The sequence below is a fragment of the Nocardia sp. NPDC050712 genome, assembly GCF_040654295.1.
GTDB lineage: Bacteria > Actinomycetota > Actinomycetes > Mycobacteriales > Mycobacteriaceae > Nocardia.
On sequence record NZ_JBFAHT010000002.1, the window covers coordinates 1,474,931 to 1,497,878 of the forward strand.

Sequence of the window (22,948 nt, forward strand, 5' to 3'; positions counted from 1 at the left end):
GTGCGTAATTCAGCGAGGGAATCGCCGAAAACGTCCGGGCGTGATCAGTTGGTCGGCGGGAACTGCCCGTTCGCGGTGACCTGGCCATTGGCGAGGGTGAAGGTGACCACGGTGGGGCCGCCCTGGGGGCAGCACAGCGGGTCGTCGGCGTTGGCCCAGCGGTACTGGACCGAGACGCTGTCGCGGGTGCGGCCGAGCACCTCGGTGTAGGCGTAGGGCTTGGCGGAGGAGGTGCCGAGGTAGCGGGCCTCGGTGAAGTGCAGGATGTGGGTGCCGGGGTGAATTCCGTTCCACTCCACCGTGATGTAGGACAGGACGCCCGCGCAGCCGGCCGAGATCGGTTCGGTGCCGCTGCCGATGATGTTCCACGAGGCTCCGTCCGGCGCCGACGCCAGACTCGCGATGGCGTTGTGGGCGAGTTCCGAGTTGACGTCCAGGCACAGGCCGTGGCCGTTGCCCGGATCTGCTGTCGCCGTGCCGAATCCGGTCGAGCCCACTACCGCGCCGACGATCACGGCTAGCGCGAACGTTGTTGTGTTTCTCATGGATCTCCTTCGGCGCCGGTCTCGAGCGAGGCCACCGGGGCGGCCATGATTGCGATGGGGCATAGCGAGTATGCGACAGCGGGTTGTGGCTGGGTGGGTGCGTGCCCGAGTTGGCGCGGATCGCCCGATGATTGGCGCGCGCGGGTTGCCGGGCTCATGACTCGATGTCCGATCCCGCTCTAGCGGGCAGTTCGGGTAACCGACGCGGATATTTAGCGGCGCCCGATCGTGTCAAGCACTCGAGTTCATGGGCTTGTGGGCCGTCGTTCCGATGTGGGCATGCTGGCACGGTCAATTATCGGGAAATGCATTGCGGAAGAAGGTTTTTACTGTGACTGTCACAAACCGGCCAGGTCTCGTGCTCGCGGCGCTCGGCGCCGTGACCTGCGCGGTGGCGCTCGGCGCGCCGCAGGCCGGTGCCGCGGTAACCAACCTCGAGATCGTGCCGAACGCTGCGGGCTGCTCGTACACCATCACCGCGACCGCGCAGCCGGGTACGGCGGTGTCGTTCTTCGACGCCGATGCCAATGGTTTCAGCACTCGGGACACCTTCCAGCCGGATACCCCGGCGGTCGACGCCTCCGGGAAGGCGACCACCACCTGGAAGCCGGGCACGAGGGGCCAGCACAAGATCCTCGCGCAGGAGTCACCTACCGGCGACGCCACTTTCACCCAGATCGTCGACGTCGACCAGAACCCCACCTGCGGCAAGCCGTCGAGCGGTAGCGCCGGTATCCCCGGTTTCCCGAGCATCCCGGGTATCGGCTGATCCGAACGGCGATCACCCGGTAGTGCATACCGCCGGGTGATCGCCGGGCGAGAAAGTGGCGCGGTTCGCGGCGGATGTCGTGACCAGGGCCGAAACATAAAGAATGCCAACGAATTGGGACTGGCACCGGCCGCTATGGTGCTCGTCGACCACGTGGTCCTTGGGGCGCGCAGTGGCCTTCGTCAAATCTTTCCCTGCGGCATCACCACGACTAACCGGAGCGCTTCACCGTGGTCTGCTGGTGCAGGCTCAGCTGGTGGCTCCGCCCATCCGTGATCGCGCGAAACTGTGTGCAGCCCATGAAATTCGGGGCCTCATGGTGCGAGCCGGGCTCGGTGACCGCCAGTAGACTCCACGAAAGGGAAAGGCATGTGCTTCAAATATGAGGGTTGACTTGAATTCCAGATTTCCAGGTGCGTACGCCAAGCGTGCGGCGGTGGCGATACTCGGCGGATTCGTGCTGATCACCGGGCCGGTGGCCTGCGGTGGCGGTGCTGAATCCGGTAGTGATGCCACGCCTTCGGCGACCACACCCAGTCCGGCTCCGCCGGTGAGTGCGACTGTTTCCCAACCAAGTTCGGCAGTAACCAGCGCCCCTGCGGCTGTTCCGCAACCCGCCGAAGCGCCCGCGCCCGCAGCACCCGCACCCGCCGCGCCGGTAGAAACGGCTGCCCCCGCGCCGGTGGAAACGGCCGCCCCCGCGCCCCGGACCCAGCAGTCCGCTCCGCCCGCTCCGCCCGCTCCGCCCACCCTGGACGCACCCGAATTCGATCCGCGTGCCGGCTACTGAGAGACGAGACGTACATGTTCGGTAGCAGCGGGCGATGGATGTGTGCGCTGGTGGTAGCCGTCGCGTCATCGGTGACCGGCTCCGGTGCCGCGGCGGCGGAGCCCGCGCCCGGGAAAGCGTTAGTGGTTCTGGGTGATTCGTTCAGTGCGAACGCCTGGGACTTCCTCTCCGAGGAAGTCCAGTGCGTGCATCGCCCCACCTCCTGGCCGAACCAGCTCAGCAGGCTGCTGCGGGTGGCGGGCACCCCGGAATTCGTCGACGCCTCCTGTCCGGGCGCGTCCATCGGCGTCGGCAGGGGCTACAGCCTCGGCGGCGAAGCCAAGGTCGCGGACCAGGCCGGTGCCTTCGGTCCGCGCACGGAACTGGTGACGATTCAGATCGGCATGAACGATATCTGGGGCGCCAACGAGACCACGCTGTGGAAATCTTTGCAGCTGTGCGTATTCGACATGCTGCGCGGGTGCGATATCGATGCCGTCGAACAGGCGCGGATCCCCGACTACCGAGGGGTGACCGGTGCGGCATATGCCGAGCGGGTACGCAATGTCGTCACCTACATCAAGTACTACGCGCCACAGGCGCGCATCGTGCTGGTCGGGTACTCGGAGCTGATCCCGCCGGGCTCGGACACCGTGTGCCTCAACGTATTCGGCGTGGCGCCGTTCGTGCAACCGCGCGCCCGGGCCCTGGCCGAATACTTCGACGCCCTCGACCGGGCTCAGCGGGACGCGGCCGGGATTCTCGGCATCGATTTCTTCGACTCGCGCGCGCTGACCGCCGGGCACGGACTGTGCTCGGCCGAACCGTGGATGAACGGGCTCGCCGATCCGCGCGCGGATTTGGACGGCTTGCCGTTCCATCCTTCCGCCGAGGGTGACGCGGTGATGGCCCGCGGGCTGTATGACCGATATGGACATCGATGAGTATTACCGCCTCCGGTGATCCGGACGCCGCCGCGCGAGCTCCGGAACCGGCTGCCACACCGGCCGATCGGGACCGCACGGCGCTGCCGTCACTGACCGGTGCCCGGTGGTGGGCGGCCGGCGCGGTGTTCATCGTGCACGCCATGGCGTTCCTGCCGGTCTATCCGTTCCAGAAATCCGAGCTGTTCCGGACCATCCACCAGTGGATTCCCATGCAGCTCGGCGCGGCGGGGGTGACGTTCTTCTTCCTGCTGTCCGGCTTCATCATCTACTGGTCGTTCCGGCCCGGCATGTCGGTGCGCGGGTTCTATCGCCGGCGGGTGCTGAAGATCTATCCGACTCATCTGCTGGCAGCGGGGGCTTTCATCGTCGTGGCGAGCGTGCCGCTCGCACGCGCGGTGGTATGGGTGCCGAACCTGCTGCTGGTGCACACCTGGGTACCCAAGTCGACCACACTCGGCGGCCTGAACGTCCCGGCCTGGTCGCTGGCCGCGGAAGTGCTCTTCTACCTGAGCTTTCCGATCCTGCTGCCGTTGATCCGGCGCATCCCCACGCAGCGGCTGCTGCTGGCCATGGGCCTGCTGCTGTTGTTCATCCTGGCCCTGCACACCGCCTACTACCTGTGGGTGCCCGGACCCAAGGGGATCGCGAACACCTTTGTGCCCCGGCTGGTTCCGGGAGACAACTCGCCGTTCTACGAACTGCATGCCGCGCCGGTGTGGTTCCAGCAGCCCGATATCCCGGTGTCCCTGGCTTATTGGCTCAGCTACAACTTCCCCGCCTCACGGCTGCCGGAGTTCTTCCTGGGCGTGCTGGCGGCCCGCATGGTGCTCGAAGGGCGCTGGCGCAACACCCGTCTCGTGCTGCCGCTGCTGGTGCTGGCCGTGTCCTATGCCGCCACCTGGGTGGTGCCGGTCAACTACAAGATGTCCGCGCTGATGCTGGCACCCATGGCTGCGGTGGTGGCCACGCTGGCCGCCCGGGACCTCGCCGGAATCCGGGGCTTGACCTCGGGGCCGCGCCTGGTCTGGCTGGGTAATGTCTCCTTCGCCTTCTATCTGATCCAGTTGCCGGTGATGGTGGTCATCACCCGGTATCTCATCGGCGGCAGACAGTTCGGCATGCTCGGCTGGGCCGGTTTCGCGCTGTTGAGCATGGTGGTGTCGGTGGTGCTGGCGGCGGCGATCTATCACTGGCTGGATGTGCCGATCATGCGCCGTTTTGCCGGACGCGGGGTCAAACCCGCGAGCGCGGCACCGCCCCCGGACCCGGTCCGCGTCCGGGAATCGCACCGCTCGACATGACGGCGCCGGTCATATCGGATCGTTCGGCGGCATCAGCAAGGAGCCGACATACGCTTATGCCGATCTAGCCTGCCTGACGCACTCCCTCCTGGCAGGCGTCGAGCCATGCCTGCTTGCCGGAAGGGAACTGGCCACCGCCCGCGATGCCCTCGGTGTAGCTCTGCTCGCAGAAGCTCGCGTCGAGGGTTTCCCCGGCCGCTTTGATCGACTTCGCCATCTCGGCGGCTTCGGTGACGGTCCGGGCCCGATCCCACACGTTGCCATCGGGGTCGATGAGGATCGCGCCGCCGGCAGCCGCCGCGCTCGACGAGGTGGCCGACGTACTGGTGGACTTGGCGGACTTACTCGGCGAGGCAGTCGAGGAGGCAGCGGGTTCAGCAGTCGAGGTGTCATTGCCGCACGCGGTCAGGCTCAGCGCGGCGGCGACTGCGGCGGCAAAAAGCAGCTTGTGCACGTCTTGTCTCCTTCGATAGAGCAATTCGATCCGGTAGGAACGCTAACAAACCGGGGGCGGCATCCACGCCAGTAGACGCTGGGGCGCCATGAGATTCCTTGTCCTTCAACGAGATTTGGTGCCGATTGTGCAGGTCTGAAGGGCGTGGTCACCTATTCCGGGACGGGAGGATGCGACCGGCCCGGCGCGACGACGTGACGTCGTCGGACGTGTCAATACCGGATATCGCGGAAAGTCAACGGGCAGAGCGCTGGCGGTGCGCGCTCTTGCCGAACTGAGGCAGTCCCGGCGACGGCGAGGTGCCTGCTTGAAACGTCAGCTTTGGTTGGTGGTTGTGGTCCTGCGGTCAGGTCGGCAACGCAGATCGAGATGTCTCGATCTCGTGGCCCATCGCCCCGGGGGAGCCGGCCGTCGGCACGGTCCGCGCCTCGACACTCCTCGACCAGCAGCACTAACCACGCCGCCTCCGACCTTGCTCGGTCGAGAGGATCGGCTGCAACATCAAACGTTTCTAGTCACCCACGGCGCGGCCGATGAGTTTGCGGCTCCCAACCGGTCGAAGCTTGTGACACCCGAGGAAAGGACACTGCCATGTCAGAACTTCTCGTCGACTTCATCACCTCACTCGACGGCTACGCGTCGGGCGAGGGATGGCCCGGATTCTGGGGGCTCGAGGGCCCGGAGTACCTCGCCTGGCTCGGCGAACAGCCCGAGTCCACGCAGCTGATGGGCGCGAACACCTACCGCCTGATGTCGGGCTTCGCAGCCGGTGCGGTGCCGGACGGCCAAGACGAGTTCAGGCCGGAAGAAGAAGCGTCGGTCGACGGGCTCACCAAAGCGTCCAAGGTGGTGTTCTCCTCCTCGCTCGAGGAGCCGCTGACGTGGGCCAACTCCACGCTCGTCCGCGGCGACGCCGTCGAGGCGGTGCGCGCCATGAAGTCGGAAGGCTCGGGGCTCCTCAGCACGATCGGCAGCCTGAGCCTGTGCCGGTCCCTGCTTCGAGCCGGGCTCGTCGACCGATTCCGCGTTGTGATGTTCCCGGTGATCACCGGCGCCACCGGCTCCGAACGCATCTACGACGGCTATCCGGACGTTGCCCTCGAGATGATCGAGCACCGCACCTTCGATGGCAGCATTCAGTTGGTCGAGTACAAGCCCCGGGTGCTCGAGCATCCGCCGCTCGGCGGGCCTGTGTGAGGTCATTCGTCCGCCGGTCAGGGGCAGATGCCGGGCTTGGCATCCAGAAATGTCGGCCGATCGGCGCGGCGTGCCGATCGAGGCCGGCACTGAGGTCCACGTGCTGGTCGAAGCCCGATGCCGATGTTGGATAGCCCTCAGGGGAGAGCGCTGGGCGGCGTCGATTCCGGATCGTCGATGAGACTGCTCGGCAGTACCAGTGGCAGGCGGTCATAGTGCAGTTCGGGTGGCTCGACGTCCGGCTCCGGGCTCGGCGCCGCGGGCTCGCCAGCAGTGCGGCGTTGCTGTGCCAGATGCAGCAGGTGCAGCGGCTCGGCGAGGTCGGGCTCCTCGGCTCGGGCGCCGCTCACCCGCTCGACGATCTGGATCGCTTGCGCGAGTAGTTCGCCCGCCACCTCGTTGTCCGAACCATGTACTGCGCAGGCGGCTTTCGCGAGCAGGCTGCGAGCCGACTGTAGACAGAGGGCGTTGGCGCCGCCCTCTCGGGCAAGCAGCACGAGCTCGGAAGCTTCGGCCAGTTCCGCCAGCTTCTGCGGTGCGGCCGAAACGAGGGTTCTTCGCATCGTTTCCGGGTCCAGTAGGGAGTTGTCTGCCCAGCTGTCGCCATGCTGGTCGAAGAGCAGGCGTAGACCCGCCGCGACTTGTTCGACGTCTGCGTCGAGGAGGCCGACGATGAGGTGTGCATTCGCCACCAGATCGCGGGTGTCCGCCTCCGCCGGGCCGGCGAGCACCTTGCGGAGCGTAGTTCGTGCTCGGTCGAGTTCGCCTGCACGCAGGTCCGCGAGCGCGCTGAGGAAAATCAAGGTGCGACGCTGGTCGGGATCGGTCGCATGCCGCAGCGGTTCTGTCAGATCGGTTGGGCCTCGGCCCTGCATGAGGTCGGCGACAGCGCGCAGGATCAGCCGAGTGATCGTGTCGAAGTCGGGCGGTGCCGGTGGGGGCGGGGTCGCGGGCTCGCGGATGACCGGGGTGAAGCCGATCGGTCTCGAACCCGTCGGAGGCAGATGCGCACCGGGTGGCTGTGTCGGATCCGTCGGATGAAAGCCGAAAGGTGTGTCGGTGGAACCTATTCCGATACCGGCCACCGTGCCTCGGCTGCCGGCCCCACCTCCGGCGCCGAAGAAGATGCCGCTATCGCGGGACTCGGCTCGGCGGTGCCCGACGAGCCGATTGCGGTCCGGCTCCGGGGTGAACCGGTCGGCCAGCTGGTGGCGGCGTCGTGCGACATCCTTCTCGCCCCGTGCGGCGGCACGATCACTCATCAGGCGCAGCCAATCGCTGCGACTGCCGGGCCCGAGCGCGTAGAGCACCTGCCAGATCACCGACCCGCCGCCGGCGAATGCGAGCTTCTCGAAATCGTCGTCTACCAGCCGTGCCAGGTGTTCCTTTGCGAGGGAACGGAATGCGACGAAATCGCCGGAACCTCCGGCCCGCAGTGTGGTGGCGCACCACACGCACAATTCGGAGGGCGTGGAATTCCCTGAGGGGGCCCGCATCAGCTCCTCGGCGATGATCCAGGTTCGCGCGAACGAATCGGGATCGGGCCGGTGCAGCCAGCTGCCGAGGACACGCTGCACGTCGGTTTCGGTAACCGCCAACCGGCGTATGGCCATGCGAAGTACCCGTATCGCCTGATCCGGGTAGAACGCAGCGGCCCCTGCGAGGTCGGCCGACACCCGGTCCTGTGCCCGCTGCACAGCACTCTGGTCGGCCTGCTCCAGAAACGATTCGATCATCGAAAGTTGTTGGTGCGCATGCTCCTGCGGGTTGGCCGGAGCGGGCCCTGACGCCCACCCCGTATATTGCTGCGACGGCCTCGAATCCCGTTGCCCCCAAGGCCATTTCATAGTGACATCGCCCCACTGCGGATAGCGCCATACGATGAAGTCAAGAGTCCCCCGTGTCCGATCCCTTGCCTTCACGGTAGCGGGGTGCTCGGGGCCGTTCAACCGAATTCGGCTGCCGCCGAATTATCTGCGCCCCGCCGCTACAGTTGCCGCCCAGAGCCGATGAAAGCTACCAGCCAACCGGCTGATTGAGGGCGATCAGATTTCCGTCGACGGCTTTCAGCACTGCCAAGCGGCCGCCGGGCATGTCGACGATGCCGGTCACAGCATCGCCATTGACGACAGGTGCGGTTCCGATCTCGGCGAGTGACCCGTCGGCGATTTCGCCCATCGCTGTGGCGCCGCCGGCCACCAGCGCCGCATGCGTTGCCGCGATATCACTTACCGTCCAGAAGGGCAGCGGATGGTGCACCCACGGTTTGGACGACAGCGCGATACCGATCGCGAACATCGCGTAGTCCTCGGTGCGGAACACGGGGTCGACGCCGAGCAACTCCGTGAAAACCGCCACGCTGGCATCCAGGTCGGCTGCTGGGTAGACGACGTTGGTCAAGCCGGTGGGGGCGTTCACAGGTACTCCTCGGTGTTCGAGTCAAGCTCGATGGTGACGATCGACTTGGGGTCAATGTATCGGCAGCCACCGACAGTCGAGCGAGGTCTGTTGCCAGAGGTTTTGGGCCGCGCATGTCGCTGGAATCGCGTAGCGGGTCGGGGGACGGCTACGCATTACCGAGCCGTGCCGGTGAGTGCCGCGCCTCGATTGAGCAGGGTCAGCAGGTGGGTCAGGTCTCGGGCCTGGGTTTCGGTGAGGTCGGCGAAGTTCTCGCGGTCGAGATCGTCGAGGAGCGCGTGGGCCTGGGCCAAGGCCGCGGTGCCTGCCTCGGTGAGGGTGACGAGGGAGCGGCGGCGGTCGGTGCGGTCGCGGGTGCGCACCGCCAGCTTCGCGTTTTCGAGGTTGTCGATGCAGGCGACCACGGTGGTGGGGTCGATGCCGGCGCGGCGACTCAGTTCTTGTTGGGCCATGGGCCCGTTCGCGTCCAGGACGTTGAGCAGCGTGTAGTGGCGAGTGCGTAGACCGATCTCGGCCAGGCGCTGTTCGGTGCGCTGATAGATGACCTGGCCCAGCTTGATCAGCACACACCCTGGGTTCCGGGCTACCGATTCCGGAACCAGCAACTCCTGTTCCACATCAACCGCTTTCACTTTATTTGCGATACCGATCATCGGCACTGCAAATCATTTGTAGGCTCTACCGCAGCCTAGCGGCCTCTGATGCGGGGCCGGGCCGAATTCAGGAGCATGATGAGGACGAAGACAGCCCTGCCAGCGGTGCGGAGCCGATGGGTGAAGCGCGCTGCGGCAACGGTTTTCGCCACCGCGGCGAGTGTTGTCACGGTGCTTGCGCCGGTGCCCGCGGCGGCGGCGCCGGGGCCCGCCACGACGTGGCTGTGCGCACCCGAGCTCGAGGGGGATCCGTGTGATCTGCCCTCCGACACCACCGATCTGGCCTCCGGAGCGGTCACTGTCCCCGCGCAACCGCCGGAGTCCGACAAGCAGGTGGACTGCTTCTACGTCTATCCCACGGTGAGTGATCAGGTGGCGCTCTCGGCGGATCGGGTCGCCGCGCCGGAGGTGCAGTCCATCGCCCGCTACCAGGCCGCCCGTTTCTCGAACGTGTGCCGGGTCTTCGCGCCGGTCTACCGGCAGGTGCCGCTACTGGGTATGCCGGTTGGGCTGACGGTGGCCAACCAGCTCCTCGACGTCGGTTACGCCGATGTGCTTGCCGCGTGGAACGACTACCTCGCCCGCGACAACGGCGGACGACCGGTGGTCTTCCTGTCCCATTCCCAGGGCACGCTGATGCTGCGCAAATTGCTGCGCGAGCAGATCGATCCGAATCCGGAACAGCGCGCGCGGCTGGCCGGTGCGTTGCTGCTGGGCGGCAATGTCACCACGGCGGTGGGCTCGACCACCGGTGGTGACTTCGCCAATATTCCGGTCTGCACCGGGCAGGGCGAATTCGGGTGTGTCGCAGCATATTCCACCGACCTGATCGGTTTGCCGTCACTGTTCGGCAACAGTGAACTGGACTTGCTCTCGCATGCGGCGGGGCTTCCGAACGGGCCCGGCTATCGGGTTGCCTGCACCGATCCGGCCGTGCTGAGTGGCGACAGCGGTCCCGTCGGGGTCACGGTGCCCAGCGATCCGTACTCCTTCGGGATCATCGCGGTGCTCCTGGGGTACACCACACTGCCCGCGAGCCCACCGACCTCGGCGTCGACCTGGACCACCAGTGTGGGCCGCGGTGGCGGGCAGTGTCAGAACACCAATGGATATCAGCGCTATCGCCTGCAGTTCTCGGTCGCGGAGCCGGTCAACGAGCTGCCGCTGTTCGACACCCATCTGCTCGACATGAATTACGGATTGGATCGGCTGGTGGACATCGTGGACCAGCAGACGCGGGCCTGGCACGCAGCCCGCTGACTACGGGTGGTTGCCACCGGCGACGGCGTGCAGCGGTTGCAGGGGGCGCCAGGTCACCGGCACCTGCCGCATCAGCAGCGCGCAGTCGAGTGCCGCGCTGCCCGGTGGGAACCGGTCCGGGTCGTCGAAGATCGTGGACCGAACCGATTGGATATCGACGGGCTCGACCTGCCAGGCGTCTGTTCGGAGTTCGAGCCCGTCCAGGCGGTGGCCGCCGCGCGTGGCCGAGAATCCGGCCGCGCCCTGCCGGAAGAAATCCGAGGCCTGGGCCAGATCGGCGAACAGTTCGCTGCCTTGGAATCGCTCGGTGGTCCGGACATCCACACTGACGGAGATGGTTTCGTCCCGGGTGCGGTAGGCGACGTGCAGGTCCTGCGCTGTTTCGCGGACGTCGAACTTCGCGGCGTTGTGCTCACCCGGAAAGAGCCGCCCGCCGGCCAGGACGTTGATCAGCGAGCCGCTGTCGCGACGCGCGATATACACACCGGTCGACTGTCCGTGCGGGCCATCCCACTCGACCGCGATGCGATGCGCCGCGTTCTCGGTGCGCAGCCCGACCCAGCGGGGTAGCGCGCTGGGGCGGAACTGTCCGAGGCGGATCAGGCAGATACCGGCGACCGCCCAACCGTTGACGAGTTGGGGCCGCATCGTCGGCGGCATCTGGCTCGCGGCGATCTCGGGGTCGATTCGGTAGTTCACCAGCAGGCGTCGCTCGACGACGCTGGACATCCGTGGCGGTTTCATCCGGGTTCCCCGTTCTTGGTCTTGCGGGCTCTGCGCTGTCTGACGATGACCTGCTCGGGGCAGACCGTGCTCAGGAACCTGCCGACGCACAACGCGAGCCGCTCCTCGACCAGCGAGTAGAAGATTCGGTTGGCCTCGCGCCGCTCCCGGACCAGCCCGGCGGCCTTGAGCACGCCCAGGTGCCGGGAGATCGAGGGGCCACTGATCGGGAATCTGGCGGCGATGTCGCCCGCGGTCAGCTCGCCGGCGCGGAGGTCCTCCAAGATCTGGCGGCGCGTCGAATCGGCCAGTGCGCGGAACACTCCCGCTTCCTCGGAGGGATCACTCTCGGTCATGTTCGCACTTTAGCACTATAGCTAAATAGCGAACAATCGGCGCTCGGGTTCCAGTCGTCGGAAGACCAACGGCCCGAATGCTTCTGGCACCGGCTGAACGCCGGTGGTGTTACCGCTCTGCCTGGCGCTCGCGTATCCGCGCGGGGACTGCGGGCCGCAAACGATCGAGCAGCTTCCCACCCGCGGTCGCGGCCAGGGGAGCGAGGAACCAGATCAGCCATATCCACGGTGCGACCCACACCAACCCGGCCGTCACGACGAACACCAGCGTGACCGAGGCCGACGCGTTCGCGCTGATCCGGATCTTCTGCGGATCGACCCCGGGGCGCAATATCGCACGCCGCCAAGCGAATTCCTTCATCACCGCCTCGGAGCCGAACAGCGCTGCCGCGCTCGCGGCGAAGAGGCAGGCGGCGAGTTTGTTGTCGGCGGCGTGCCCGAAGACCGCGGTCGGGAAGGGCAGGAAGGCGGCGAACAGCAGCAGCGGTGCGTGCGCGGCGGCGGTCGCCCGGTCCAGCCGGTCGATCTCGTCGATGAAGTGGTGGTGCCTGCGCCACACCGACCACAGCAGGAAGAACGCCAGCACGAAGGCGACGAACGACGCCTTCTCGTCCCAGAGGAATTCGGCCAGGGCGTGTGGGCCGGCCAGCTCCGCGCCCTCCGGGCGTTTGATTTCGATGACCAGCAGGGTGCTCGCGATCGCGAGCACCGCGTCGGTGAACGCTCCCATCCGAGGGGCGCTGGAATCCTTGGCGCTGGGCGCGGACGCTACGTTGTCGGTCACGGCTCTGGGCTCCTTACGGCCACGCGGTGGGACGTCTGCACCGTACTAGTCGATCTTCTGCGCGGCGCGCAGGCGTGTCATGACCTCGGTGTCGGGGTGGAACCGGACGCGGTAGCGGGGTGGGTGGATTCCCTCGACGGGTTCCAAATCGGTTGCGGTGGCGAGTGTTTGCCACGGCACGAAAAAGGTCGCGCCGGTGTCGGCGTTGGTCAGGCTGACGTTGTTCGCGCGCGGCAGCAGCGTCGGCACCGTGTCGGTCCACGCCGCATATGTCGTTTCGACGCCGTTCTTACTGATGTGGGTGAGCTGCGCGGCGAAATCGCCGGTTCGGCCCGCATCCAGATCCGCCCGCAGATGCTCGTACTGCTGGCTGTACACGCGCGCGGCCAGCGTCGACTCCGCGGCTCGAATCTCGCGCCAGGCCAGGTGATCTCGCGGCACCCGGTAGGGCACGAGCCGACCGTGCTCGTCCAGCGTGTACGGCACCGGTGAAACTTCGCGCACCGCATCGTCGAACAGCTGCCGCGCGGTGCGCAGTAGATGCAGCACATGCTCGGGCGAGAATTCCGCGCCGACCAGCACGCCCGTGTTCTGGGCCACGAAAACGATCGGGCGCGCACCAGCTTTCGCGCCGATCCCGGCCAACCATCCCTGCACCAGCGGCAGCGAGCCCGCATACAGATCACCACTGGCATCCGGAATGTGCAGTACTCCGGCCTTGGCACCCGGGTCGTAGCCGCCGAGCGTATCCATCGCCAGTTCCGCCAGATTGGCGCGCGCGGCCGTGAAAACGGTCTCGACGTCCACACCCCACTCGTCGAGCAGGCCGGGGTCCGCGGACTGCATGGAGGTGTGGTCGTCGATGACGACCGTCTCGATCAAGCAGGGCAACAGCGGCCGCCACAGCGTGTGGTCGGCGATCCGCAGACCCTCCGCGCGCCGGTCGAGCTGGCCCGCCTGTCGGATCAGCGGCCGCAACCGCGCGGCGGCGCTCGCCCAGCCCTGCGGCCGGCCCGGCTGATTGTCGGCGGTCGTCGGCAGAGCGACGAAGTCGAACAGCATCCGCCGGGCTTGTTCGGCCGGGACGTCCGCACACCGCGCGAAGACCGTCTCGAGGCTCATCCGCCCGCGCTCCCCGTCGTGCGTGGCGTAACTGACCACGAAATCCGTCGCGTCGAGCTCCGCCGATGCCACCCGATGCTGTGCTCGCACCATGCCCAGCGCCTGCTCCCCGAACCGCCTGCGCTTGGAGCCGAACAACCCCTCCAACAAACCCATCGACAACTTCCCTCTGTAAACCCACACCCGCAGCGAGGTAGAAGATTATGCGCGAGTTGCGGTTCCTGTCGAACGCGGCCCGTCGGTATTTCTGTTGCGCGGGTCCGGCGGGTTCGGCACGATGAATCGCCTGCGCATTGGACAGACCGGTCCAGTGTGATCCTGTGCGGCCGAGGTGGAGTCCGACCATGCCGACTTCCGCGGCGAACGACGAGCACACCGCCGGGGCGCTGCGTCTGCTGCGGTCCAATCGACCGCTCAGCGCGCTGTTCACCGCGAGGATCGTGTCCTACGCCGGCGACTCGCTGAGCCTGGTCGCGCTCATGCTGCACGTCGCGAACACCACCGGCCAGGCCCTCGCCGTCGCGCTGTTGCTGCTGGTCGGTGATTTCGTGCCATCCCTGCTGAGCCCCATCGCGGGCGCCATCAGCGACCGCTTCGACCGGCGCCGGGTGATGATCGGCTGCGAACTCGCGCAGGGTGCGCTGGTCCTGCTCATCGCGCTGTCCTTGCCGGCATTGCCGCTCCTGCTCTGCTTGGTCGCCGCGCGCGCCATCGCGGCGAATATCTTCATGCCCGCCTCGCGCTCCGCGGTCCCGGCACTGGTCGCCGACAAAGATCTCCCGGTGGCCAACTCGGCGATCGGCTTCGGCGCCAACGCCGCCGAAGCCTTCGGCCCGCTGCTCGCGGCCGCCCTGCTGCCGTTCCTCGGCATCCGCGGCGTGCTCTTCGTCGACGCCGCGTCGTTTCTGTTGTCCGCGGCGGTGTTGTTCGCGCTTCGCCCGATGCCACCGGAGCGCGTCGAAGGCGTCCAGGAATCGCTGCTCGCCCAAGCGAAGACGGGGCTCGGATATATCGGGCGCACCCCTGCCCTTCGCATCATCTGCCTCGGCTTCTGCGCGGTCGTCGCCTGCAACGGTGTCGACGACGTCGCCCTGGTCCTCCTGGCGAAAGACACACTGGACTCCGATGATTCCGCGGTCGGGCTGCTGCTCGGCGCGGTGGGTGTGGGCCTGCTGATCGGCTATGCGCTCGTCGGACGCGTCGGCACCAGGGTGTCGCTGACCGTGCTGCTGATCGGCGGTTTCTTCGTCAGCAGCGCGGGCAACCTGCTCACCGGCCTCGCCTGGTCGGTAGCCGCGGCCTTCTCCGTGCAGGCCGTGCGCGGGATCGGTATCGCGGCTATGGACATCGCGTCGAGCACACTGCTGCAACGCATCGTGCCGGCGGGGATGCTCGGCCGCGTCTTCGGGAATCTGTACGGCGCCATCGGTATTGCCGCCGCGGCGTCCTACGTCGGAGGCGGCCTGCTCCTGGATGCCACCGATGCGCCCACGACACTTATCGCGGCGGGCGGGTGCGGTATCGCGGTGACAGCGGCAGTCGCCCTCACCCTGCCGCGTGCGCTACCTCGAAACTGAACTGACGATCGTCGTGGTTCGTGCGGCCTATTCCTCGTCGAGGCGCCGGGCCAGTGCTTCCCCGGAGGGCAGGTGGTCGACGAAGGCGTGCAGGAAACCGAGCAGGGCGTCGGTGTCGTGATCCGCGGCGACGGTGTCGAGCGTGGCGTAGAGGCCGTGTTCGACCCCGGCGATCGCGGTCGCGACCCGCTCACCTTCGGGGGTGAGGGTCAGTTCCACGTGGCGGCGGTCCTCGGCGGCGGTGCGGCGGTCGACCAGTCCGAGGCCGACGACGCGGTCGACGAGCCGGCTGGGGCTGCTGCCGCTCTCACACACGAGCAGCTGCCCGATTCCGTTGAGCGAGAGCGGCCCTCGCTGTTGCAGTAGGCGCAGCACCTCGGCCTGGGCGGGGGTGACGCCGAGCGGTTTGAGGGACTGGGCGAGCAGCCTGTTGCCTTCGCGTTGCGCGGCCAGGATCGCGAACCGCAGGTGTTCAGCGCGTCGCATCGGCGGGCTCCGTCTCGGTCAGGAAATTCTGTACCGCGACAGCGTAGGTGGTGGGGTGGGAGAACCGGAACATGTGGCCCGTGCGCGGCAGCACCACTTCCCGCGCGTCGGGGATGCCCGCGCGCATGATGGCCGCGGCGTCCTCGCCGATGAGTTCGTCGTGGGCGGGGGTGATGATCAGCGTGGGCACCTGCACGCGGGGGAGGGCGTCGACGTAGTCGGCGTTCAGCGCCGCGACGACTCGCGCGCCGAAGGAGGCGGCGGGGGTGTTGTCCAGGAACACTTTTCGGCTCCGTGCCTCGCTCCAGGGGATTTGGCCTTCGCCGTCGTAGGGCGAGGCGAGGCGGTGGGCGTGGGTGCGCAACACGAGCTGCCGGTACGCGGCTCCGCGCGCTTTGCCCATGGTGCGCATCAGGGCCTTCCACGCCGGTGAGGACAGCGGGTTGGCGGCGAAACCACCCGACATGACCAGCGCCCGCAGGCCCGCGGGCTGCCGCACGGCAAGTGCGAGGGCGATGTTCGCGCCGAAGGAATCACCGATGAGGACGTAGTCGTCGAGGTCGGCCACGGCGGCGGCGACGTGATCGGCGTAGGTCTCCATGTCGGAGATGCCTTCGGGCAGGCGCAGGGTGCGCACCGGCAGGTCGCCGTAGGGGGCGAGTTGGTCGGCGCTCCAAGGGGCGCCGGAGAAGCAGGGGATGAGAACCAGGGTGGGGTGTGCGTTGCTCATGCTTGATAAGTTACACGACATATATGTCGTGTAACATGTTAGGTGGGTCACAGGAGCTGGAGTGCAGGTCTGGAGGGGCCGTCAGCGGCTTCGGCCACGCCGCTCAGTTGTCGGGTGAGGCCAGGCGGGCCAGGCGGGTCGGGGTCAGCCGGCCGCGCAGTTCCACCGATTCACCCAGCTGCCAGTGCTCGGCCTCGGTGGGATCGGCCGCGGTGACCGTCTTGTCCGAGGTGAGCAGTAGGGAGTCCTGCTTCGCCAGTTCGCAGAGCCGGGCGGCTTCGTTGACCGCGTCACCGATCACCGTGAATTCATAGCGCTGCCGCGCGCCGACATTGCCCGCTACGACCCGTCCTTCGGCGATGCCGATGGCCGCCACGAAATCCGTGCCGTCGGTGTCGAGCCGGGCGCGGATCGCGCGGCCGCACGCCAGGGCGGCGCCCGCCGCGTCGGGAAGCGGTGCGGGCGTGCCGAATACGGCCAGGGCCGCGTCGCCTTCGAACTTGTTGAGCAGGCCGCCGTGGCGTTCCACCTCGTCCACCACCACGCCGAAGAAGCGATTGAGAATGGCCACCATCTCGGGTGCGGGCATGGACGCGGCCATGGTGGTGGAGCCGACGATGTCGATGAACAGCGCTGCCGCTTCGACTTCGATACCGCCCAGTTGCGCGTTGCCGGTCAGCGCGGCGTTGGCGACCTCGCGCCCGACGTGCCGGCCGAACAGGTCCCGGATCTCCTCGCGTTCGCGCAAACCGCGGACCATGTTGTTGAAACCGCTCTGCAGTTCGCCCAGTTCGGTGCCGTCGTAGACCGCGAGCTCCAGGTCGAATTCGCCCTTCTCCACCTCGCGCATGGCGCGGCGCACACCGTTGATCGGGGCGACGGCGGCGGCCAGCGTCTGGATCATCAGCAGCGAGCCGATCAGCAGCGCCGCGCCGCCCAGCGACAGGACGCACACCGCCAAACGGGCCGTGCTCACCTCGTCGGTGCACAGGGCGAGCACGGCCAGCACCATCAGTCCGGCCACCGGCAGGCCCGAACCGACCAGCCACATCAGCAGCGATCGCCCGAAAACGCCGATTCCGGTGGGGGAGCGCGAAGCTCGAGCCGACAGAACCCGCGAGGTCACCGGCCGCAGCGCGAATTCGATGATCAGATAGGTGCTCGCGCACACCACGACCGCGCTGAGGGTGATGCCGAACGCGACCTTGAGGATCAGCCGGGGGTCGGCGAGTCCGGCCAGCAGGGTGAGCACGAGCACTCCGCCGAACCACAGCACCGCCTGCATCCGCACCAGCCGCCGGGGGACCGCCGCGGCGGCGGCCTGCTGTCGCTCGGTCGGCACCGCGTCGGAGTCCAGCGCCCAGCCCAGCGCGCCCAAACCGCGCGCGGTGCCCCACCAGACGCCGATCACCACCGCGACCACGGCGTAGACCGGCGCGGCGACGGCATCGACCAGGATGAGCTTCTCGGTGAATACCGACGGCCCGGGCAGCACGAAACCGATCAACGTGATCGACACGAATACGCCGGCCAGGTTCGCCAGCACGATCGGCAGCGTCAACAGCACTTGGATGCGGAGCCGGCGAGTGCCCGCGGCTTCGTCTTCGCGGCCGAGCAGTCGTGAACCCCAGGGCGCCGCCGTGAGTGGGTCGTTGCTCCGCAGCATGCTCTGCCCTTTCCGGCTCTCTCGTGTCGAAGGCTGCGAGTGCCCGGACCGGGCCGCGACAGATGGTCGACCGCCGCACTTGCCGGGCAACCATAGCTGCCGGGCGCGGAGACCGGCGGCGCACTGGACGCCGGGACATTCAGTGAACAAGTGTGCACTGAGGCTAGCGTCGGCGAACGGCGCCCGCAACCCCGCGGCCGACCGTCGAAAACCTCCGGCCGAGGGCGGGTGCGATACTTCGATGGCTATTTCGGTTGTCGGATGTGAACGAAGGAGTGGGTTATGGGCGGGTTTACTGTTGCCGAGGCCAAGGCGGTATTCGTGAAGGTCGATGCGAACAGTGACGGCTTCATCACCCTCGAGGAGTACGTGCAGGCCGTTGAGGCGTACGGGTTCTCGACCGAAGACGCCAAGAAGGCCGCGCTGGCGATCGTGGACAAGGCGGATCTGAACGGGGACCGCAAGCTCAGCCTCGAAGAGTTCCTGACCCTCGTCAGCTGAACCCGCGGAGCGGGCGCGCGATGACCTCCATCTCGACCCGCGTGCCACTGGTAACAGGAGCTCGCTAAAACTAATACTGGCAGCACCTGGATAAGCCTTCGGTTATCGGCGACTATCGGAGGGTGACGACAGTGGCAGACGCGCGGGCGCTGGGTAAGGCGCAGCGAAACGAGTTGGGCACCTTCTTGAAATCGCGCCGCGCTCGTATCGCTCCGGAGGATGTCGGGCTTCCGCCGGGGCCGCGGCGGCGCACGCCCGGGTTGCGGCGGGAGGAGGTCGCGCAGCTGTCCGGGGTGGGGGTCACCTGGTACACGTGGTTGGAGCAGGGGCGCGAAATCAATGTCAGCGTCCAGGTTTTGGACGCGGTGGCGCGCACGCTGGGCTTGGACGCGGCCGAGCGCTCGCACGTCTACCGGCTCGCGGGCGTGCCGACGGTTCCGAGCCCGCACACCGAAACCGGTCTGCCCGAGGAACTTCAGGTCATTCTGGACCACTTGCACCCGCTACCGGCAGTTCTGCTCAGCGCCCGCTACGACCTGCTGGCCTACAACGATTCCTACGAGTCGCTGTGCCCCATCCGCGCGGTCGGTGACGTGATGGCCGATGTCAACATCGCCAAGCGGGTGTTCCTGACGCCCAAGTGTTGCAACGCCTACCACCACAGCTGGGATGATCTGCGTCGGATGGTCGCCTACCTGCGCGGCGCCTACGCCAAGAACCTCGCCGACCCGAGCTGGCAGGAGTTCATCAGCGAACTGTGCACCAAGAGCACGGATTTCGCGAAGTTGTGGGCTCGCAACGATGTGGCGGTGCCGATCAGCCGGGTCAAGTCCGTGCGCAATCTGGCGGTCGGTGATCTCGACATGTTCGTCACCTCGATGTCGTTGCCGTCGGTCCCGGGCGCGTGGGTGCAGATCTACACCCCGGTCGACGAGGACGCGTGGACGAAACTCCGCACGCTGCTGGCGATGTCGGAGCAGGACCGCGGGGAACCGTGGCTCGACCATCGGCGCACCTATCACCCGGAACTCCTCGCCGGCTAGCCGCAGGCCTCGGAAGGCCTCAGCTGTCCGGCGGTAGGGGCGGCGGATAAGGGCCCATTTCGCGGAGCCGCACCCGGTGGCCACGTTGCAGTTCGCTCACCCTGCCGAGAAAGCTCGCGATCATTTCGAGTTCGGCGGGCTCGTATCCGCTCACCATCATCGTGTAGGCCTCTTCGAGCAGGGGTGCGATGAGTCTCCGCACGCGTCGGGCGGCGAGATCGGTGGCCACCACGATCACGCGGCGGCGATCGGTGGGGTGTAAGGAGCGGACGATGTAGCCGTGTTTTTCGAGCCGGTTGAGCATGATCGTGGTGCCACCGGCCGTGAGGCCCAGTTGGTCGGCCAGCATTCCGGGTGTCGTGGGCTCCTCGTTCGCGAGGAGGACGATTTCCAGCGCGCGCCGGTCGGTCGCGTTGACGCCGAGCAATCGAATCGCCTCACGGGCCAGGTCGTCCACGGTCCCGTGGTGCAACTCCAAAGCCCTTCTGAGCTTCAGCGCGATCGGAGCCGGGTCGGTTGATGTCGGTCGCACGGCCTTCCATCCTCGAACTGTCGAAACATGAAACCTCTCAACAGGAGTCACCGCCCGCAGCGGCCGGACATGCACTGTATGACACGGTGACCGGTGGCCGGACTGAGCCGCGGGTAACGGCTCAGTCCAGCCACTTGCCATATTCGGTCAGCGTCGACGGTTACGTCGTGGTGACCGGCGAAGGCGTCAGACCACGGTGGTGGTGGTCAAGGTCGGCGACGGATCCGGGAAGCAGGCCGTCGCGACATTGCCGACGATGGCCACCTTGGTCGTCATGGTCATGCCGGGGTTGGCATGGCTGGTACCGGCGTATTTGGTCGTGATCGGGGTGCCGGCGGCGCCGGCGGTGACGTTGATGGTCACCGCCGGCGGGGTGAAGGTGGTGCCGCCGGGGATCGGGCCCGGCACGGTGAGAACGACATTCCCACCCGTGACGGCCACCGTGCCGGGAACGGTCCCGCCGGAGACGGTCGCCGAGACCACCGTCGAATTGGTGGGAGCCGGGAAGGTGGTCTTCAGATTGCTGATGTTGGTCACGGTGAAGCCCGAGGCCGAACTGGGCACCGTGGACGAGCCCGCGGCGAGCGTGATGGCCACGGCGGAGCCGGCCGCCACCGAGCCCGGGGCGGTGCCGGTGACCGAGGTGGCCATGCTCGAAGTCTGGCCGATGCCGAAGATCGTGCCGCGGCAACTCATGTTGACGTTGACCGTGGCGGCATTCGCGGGCGTGGTGAAACAGAAGAGCGTGGCAAGCGCCACCGGAGCTACAACGCCGGCACGAACAAGCACGGATGCGGTATATCGCATATCTATCTCCAATAGTGAAGCAATGGCTTCTACTCGGATCTCGAGTTGAAACCGAAGAGATCTGAAATATAGCCGGTTCGCATTCGTTTTGGTTCGATTTGGAACTATCCCTGTGAAAAGCCCGCAGTCCACGGATAAGGCTGCGCGGTTTGTATTTATCTCCGGATAAATATTAACTTCGGAAAGTATTTCACATTGCCTCGGCATTAAAGCTTTGGAATAGTCGGTGGCGCCCGAATGGCCTCGGCGGATTTATGTTTGGGGCCCGCCGTAATCGGGTAAAGAGTATTTTTGTTGTGTCTACCTGCGCCGTCGCAGCATCAGTGTGAGCAGCAGACCGCCCACCACCAGAATGACCACGGCACCTCCGGCGGCCAACACCAGCGGCGAGATCCCTGTGGACTCGCTCGCGGGGGCAACCGGTTCCTGGGCCGCCGGTTTCCCACTGCCACCGAATGTTTCGGCCCGCGCGGCCTGGTAGGTCGGACCCGGCTCGGCGTTGCCGGTCACAGCGATCTCGACCTCGATCGGCACCGGCGCGGTGCGCGCCCGCTCGGGTTCGCTACCGGGGCTGAGCTTGACTGCGATGTAGTACCAGCCCGGCACCGATTGCTCGCGGACCTTCACCACATCGGCATCGCGGTTGCGGTAGCGGATCGGGATGGTGGCGACGGCGGGGTCGTTCGACGGCAAGACCTTCTCGGTGCCGGTGTAGGCAGAGGTGTCGTCATCGACCTCGGTCCGGAACGGGGTGTAAAGCGTGGTGGCGATATTCGAGGTGTAAGCGCTGCCGCGTGTCCCCGTTTCGGCGAAGTGCACCCGGTAGGCCAGGCCCTGACCCCAGTCCAGTTTCACCTTGTAGAACACGAATTCGCCGCGCTGCATGGTGTCGGAGTAGATGCCCGAACCGGGGAGCGTGGTGGCGACGTTGAACGAGCCGCCGCCGACCGTGGGCCGCACCGGGCCGGGCGGTGTCGTGAAGTCGACGGGCGCGGTCTGCGCGGGCGGCGGGCCGGGATCGGAAACCCCGGATTCCAGGCCGACATTCATCTCCAAGGTGAGCTGTTCGGGTGAGTTCTCCCCGACGTGCGCCCACTCCAAGGTGAAGTAGTAGCGACCGCCGCCGCGGCACCGGTCGGTGCTCGGGCTGCCGGTCTTCGGCTCGGCGGCCTTGGTGAACACGCTGCCGACGGTCAGCGCGACACCGTCGCTGGTGCGGGTTGCCAGCTCGTTCTCGTACACGTTGCAGTCGTGGCCGTCGGCGCCGTACACGCGCAGGTCTAGCCGGTTGTTGCTGAACGACGCCGAGCCGTCGCGCCGAGCGAAGGACACGGTGCCGCTGAAGTAGGCGGTCGAGCCCTCGGGAATGTCGACGGCGTAGTAGCGCTTGGACTTCTGCGCCAGCACGTCGAGGTACTGGCCGGGCACGAGCGCCGGCGCGTCGCGATAGCGCGGGGTGCCTTCGACCCGGGTGCCCGCCGGTGCGTAGGTCCGCAGCGCCGTGGCGCTGACGCGGGGGAGCACCTGTTCCAGGGTCGCGCCGTCGGCGGCGTCGGTGTAGGTGCCGCCGGTGGTTTGCGCGATGCAGGTCAGCTGCGAGCGCGAAGCGTTGTCGACGCCGAAACCGATGGCGTGCATGACGATCTGGTGGCCCTGCTTGCTCAGTTCCTTGGCGACCTCGCACGGGTCGGGCGGCGAGCAGGTGTCCAGTCCGTCGGAGACGAGCACGATCGAACTCGGCCCCTCCTTGGGCAGCGACTCCGCGGCCTTGCGCAGCGATGCGCCGATCGGAGTGAAACCGCTGGGCACGATCCCGTCGACGGCAGCGGTGAGCGCCGCCTTGTCGATGGTCTGCGCGGCCTGTAGCTGCGTCACATCCTTACAGCCCGCGGCCTTCTCGGCATCGGTGGACCCGGTCCCGGTGCCGTACACCGTGAGTCCGACCTTCGATGCCTCGGGCGCGGCGCCCACGAAGCTGCGGACCGCGTTCTTCGCGGCGTCCATCTTGGTGCCGCCACCGGGATCGGCGGCCAGCATGGACCCGGACGCGTCGAGCACCAGCATCGTCGGCGCGTACTCCGGATTGTTCTGGCCGCCAGGTGATTCCTGCGCCAGGGCGGGTGCGGCCCCGGGCAGCAGGCCGATCACCCCCGCCGCGGCGAGGGCGACGATCTTCGCGACACGCGACACGCTCTCCACACTCCGTTCCACCGCATTCGGACGCATGCGGCAAATCGGACCCTACTGCAACTCGATTCGCGATAGCTATTCGATAAGTGCGAGACAGCAAAACGGGGATAGCAGAATC

23 protein-coding genes are annotated in these 22,948 nt (G+C 67.0%); 8 read left to right on the forward strand and 15 right to left on the reverse strand.

Going from position 1 to position 22,948, the window contains the following annotated elements; genetic code table 11:
• Window positions 1-44: 44 nt before the first annotated feature.
• The gene (locus AB0H76_RS17700; protein WP_357324448.1) at window positions 45-545 is read right to left on the reverse strand and encodes an LppP/LprE family lipoprotein; all 501 of its coding nucleotides are present in this window, start codon (window positions 543-545) and stop codon (window positions 45-47) included.
• Between the two features lie 331 nt (window positions 546-876).
• On the opposite strand from AB0H76_RS17700, the gene AB0H76_RS17705 reads away from it, so the two are divergent.
• The 3 genes from AB0H76_RS17705 (at window position 877) to AB0H76_RS17715 (ending at window position 4,331) form a co-directional block, all read left to right on the forward strand.
• Complete coding sequence (locus tag AB0H76_RS17705; protein WP_357324451.1) at window positions 877-1,314, forward strand: hypothetical protein; 438 nt, start codon at window positions 877-879, stop codon at window positions 1,312-1,314.
• Window positions 1,315-2,118: 804 nt separating this feature from the next.
• Window positions 2,119-3,027, forward strand: a complete 909-nt coding sequence (locus AB0H76_RS17710; protein ID WP_357324454.1) for an SGNH/GDSL hydrolase family protein — start codon at window positions 2,119-2,121, stop codon at window positions 3,025-3,027.
• Window positions 3,024-4,331, forward strand: coding sequence for an acyltransferase (locus AB0H76_RS17715; RefSeq protein ID WP_357324456.1), 1,308 nt, complete (start codon window positions 3,024-3,026; stop codon window positions 4,329-4,331). Before AB0H76_RS17710 ends, AB0H76_RS17715 begins: the two co-directional genes overlap by 4 nt.
• 64 nt (window positions 4,332-4,395) lie before the next feature.
• On the opposite strand, the gene AB0H76_RS17720 is transcribed toward AB0H76_RS17715, so the two are convergent.
• Window positions 4,396-4,785, reverse strand: a complete 390-nt coding sequence (locus AB0H76_RS17720; RefSeq protein ID WP_357324459.1) for a hypothetical protein — start codon at window positions 4,783-4,785, stop codon at window positions 4,396-4,398.
• Between the two features lie 591 nt (window positions 4,786-5,376).
• Here AB0H76_RS17720 and AB0H76_RS17725 point away from each other — a divergent pair.
• Entirely contained in the window at window positions 5,377-5,982 is a 606-nt protein-coding gene (locus AB0H76_RS17725; protein WP_357324462.1) for a dihydrofolate reductase family protein, read from the forward strand.
• 137 nt (window positions 5,983-6,119) lie between these two features.
• Here AB0H76_RS17725 and AB0H76_RS17730 read toward each other — a convergent pair whose 3' ends face one another.
• The 3 genes from AB0H76_RS17730 to AB0H76_RS17740 form a co-directional block, all read right to left on the reverse strand.
• On the reverse strand, window positions 6,120-7,718 hold the full coding sequence (locus AB0H76_RS17730) for a hypothetical protein (protein ID WP_357324465.1): 1,599 nt from the start codon (window positions 7,716-7,718) through the stop codon (window positions 6,120-6,122).
• Between the two features lie 280 nt (window positions 7,719-7,998).
• On the reverse strand, window positions 7,999-8,400 hold the full coding sequence (locus tag AB0H76_RS17735; RefSeq protein ID WP_357324468.1) for a VOC family protein: 402 nt from the start codon (window positions 8,398-8,400) through the stop codon (window positions 7,999-8,001).
• Between the two features lie 155 nt (window positions 8,401-8,555).
• Window positions 8,556-9,032 carry a MarR family winged helix-turn-helix transcriptional regulator gene (locus tag AB0H76_RS17740; protein ID WP_357324470.1) on the reverse strand — a complete coding sequence of 159 codons (477 nt, stop codon included), beginning with the start codon at window positions 9,030-9,032 and terminating at the stop codon, window positions 8,556-8,558.
• 141 nt (window positions 9,033-9,173) lie between these two features.
• Here AB0H76_RS17740 and AB0H76_RS17745 point away from each other — a divergent pair, with 141 nt between their 5' ends.
• Window positions 9,174-10,313 (forward strand): DUF3089 domain-containing protein, encoded by a 1,140-nt coding sequence (locus tag AB0H76_RS17745; RefSeq protein ID WP_357324473.1) that lies wholly within the window; start codon window positions 9,174-9,176, stop codon window positions 10,311-10,313.
• Here AB0H76_RS17745 and AB0H76_RS17750 read toward each other — a convergent pair whose 3' ends face one another.
• The 4 genes from AB0H76_RS17750 to AB0H76_RS17765 all read right to left on the reverse strand — a co-directional run bounded on the left by AB0H76_RS17750 (window position 10,314) and on the right by AB0H76_RS17765 (window position 13,454).
• Complete coding sequence (locus AB0H76_RS17750; RefSeq protein ID WP_357324476.1) at window positions 10,314-11,057, reverse strand: DUF2071 domain-containing protein; 744 nt, start codon at window positions 11,055-11,057, stop codon at window positions 10,314-10,316.
• Window positions 11,054-11,392, reverse strand: coding sequence for a metalloregulator ArsR/SmtB family transcription factor (locus AB0H76_RS17755; RefSeq protein WP_357324479.1), 339 nt, complete (start codon window positions 11,390-11,392; stop codon window positions 11,054-11,056). The genes AB0H76_RS17750 and AB0H76_RS17755 overlap by 4 nt, the downstream gene beginning before the upstream one ends.
• 109 nt (window positions 11,393-11,501) lie before the next feature.
• A complete protein-coding gene (locus tag AB0H76_RS17760; RefSeq protein ID WP_357324482.1) occupies window positions 11,502-12,176 on the reverse strand; it encodes a TMEM175 family protein in 675 nt (224 codons plus the stop codon).
• 45 nt (window positions 12,177-12,221) lie between these two features.
• Window positions 12,222-13,454 (reverse strand): hypothetical protein, encoded by a 1,233-nt coding sequence (locus AB0H76_RS17765; RefSeq protein WP_357324485.1) that lies wholly within the window; start codon window positions 13,452-13,454, stop codon window positions 12,222-12,224.
• A gap of 188 nt (window positions 13,455-13,642) precedes the next feature.
• Between AB0H76_RS17765 and AB0H76_RS17770 the strand changes: the two genes are divergently transcribed.
• On the forward strand, window positions 13,643-14,875 hold the full coding sequence (locus AB0H76_RS17770) for an MFS transporter (protein WP_357324488.1): 1,233 nt from the start codon (window positions 13,643-13,645) through the stop codon (window positions 14,873-14,875).
• Between the two features lie 27 nt (window positions 14,876-14,902).
• On the opposite strand, the gene AB0H76_RS17775 is transcribed toward AB0H76_RS17770, so the two are convergent.
• The 3 genes from AB0H76_RS17775 to AB0H76_RS17785 all read right to left on the reverse strand — a co-directional run bounded on the left by AB0H76_RS17775 (window position 14,903) and on the right by AB0H76_RS17785 (window position 17,757).
• Window positions 14,903-15,361, reverse strand: coding sequence for a MarR family transcriptional regulator (locus tag AB0H76_RS17775; RefSeq protein ID WP_357324491.1), 459 nt, complete (start codon window positions 15,359-15,361; stop codon window positions 14,903-14,905).
• Entirely contained in the window at window positions 15,348-16,091 is a 744-nt protein-coding gene (locus AB0H76_RS17780; protein WP_357324494.1) for an alpha/beta hydrolase, read from the reverse strand. Before AB0H76_RS17780 ends, AB0H76_RS17775 begins: the two co-directional genes overlap by 14 nt.
• A gap of 103 nt (window positions 16,092-16,194) precedes the next feature.
• Window positions 16,195-17,757 carry an adenylate/guanylate cyclase domain-containing protein gene (locus AB0H76_RS17785; protein ID WP_357324497.1) on the reverse strand — a complete coding sequence of 521 codons (1,563 nt, stop codon included), beginning with the start codon at window positions 17,755-17,757 and terminating at the stop codon, window positions 16,195-16,197.
• Between the two features lie 282 nt (window positions 17,758-18,039).
• Here AB0H76_RS17785 and AB0H76_RS17790 point away from each other — a divergent pair, with 282 nt between their 5' ends.
• On the forward strand, window positions 18,040-18,258 hold the full coding sequence (locus AB0H76_RS17790) for an EF-hand domain-containing protein (protein ID WP_357324500.1): 219 nt from the start codon (window positions 18,040-18,042) through the stop codon (window positions 18,256-18,258).
• 122 nt (window positions 18,259-18,380) lie between these two features.
• Window positions 18,381-19,301 carry a helix-turn-helix transcriptional regulator gene (locus AB0H76_RS17795; protein ID WP_357324503.1) on the forward strand — a complete coding sequence of 307 codons (921 nt, stop codon included), beginning with the start codon at window positions 18,381-18,383 and terminating at the stop codon, window positions 19,299-19,301.
• 19 nt (window positions 19,302-19,320) lie between these two features.
• Here AB0H76_RS17795 and AB0H76_RS17800 read toward each other — a convergent pair whose 3' ends face one another.
• From AB0H76_RS17800 to AB0H76_RS17810, 3 genes are all read right to left on the reverse strand, one after another.
• Window positions 19,321-19,833, reverse strand: a complete 513-nt coding sequence (locus AB0H76_RS17800; RefSeq protein WP_357324506.1) for a MarR family transcriptional regulator — start codon at window positions 19,831-19,833, stop codon at window positions 19,321-19,323.
• A 186-nt stretch (window positions 19,834-20,019) separates the two neighbouring features.
• On the reverse strand, window positions 20,020-20,622 hold the full coding sequence (locus tag AB0H76_RS17805; RefSeq protein WP_357324509.1) for a hypothetical protein: 603 nt from the start codon (window positions 20,620-20,622) through the stop codon (window positions 20,020-20,022).
• 318 nt (window positions 20,623-20,940) lie between these two features.
• On the reverse strand, window positions 20,941-22,830 hold the full coding sequence (locus AB0H76_RS17810) for a VWA domain-containing protein (protein WP_357324511.1): 1,890 nt from the start codon (window positions 22,828-22,830) through the stop codon (window positions 20,941-20,943).
• Window positions 22,831-22,948: the final 118 nt, after the last annotated feature.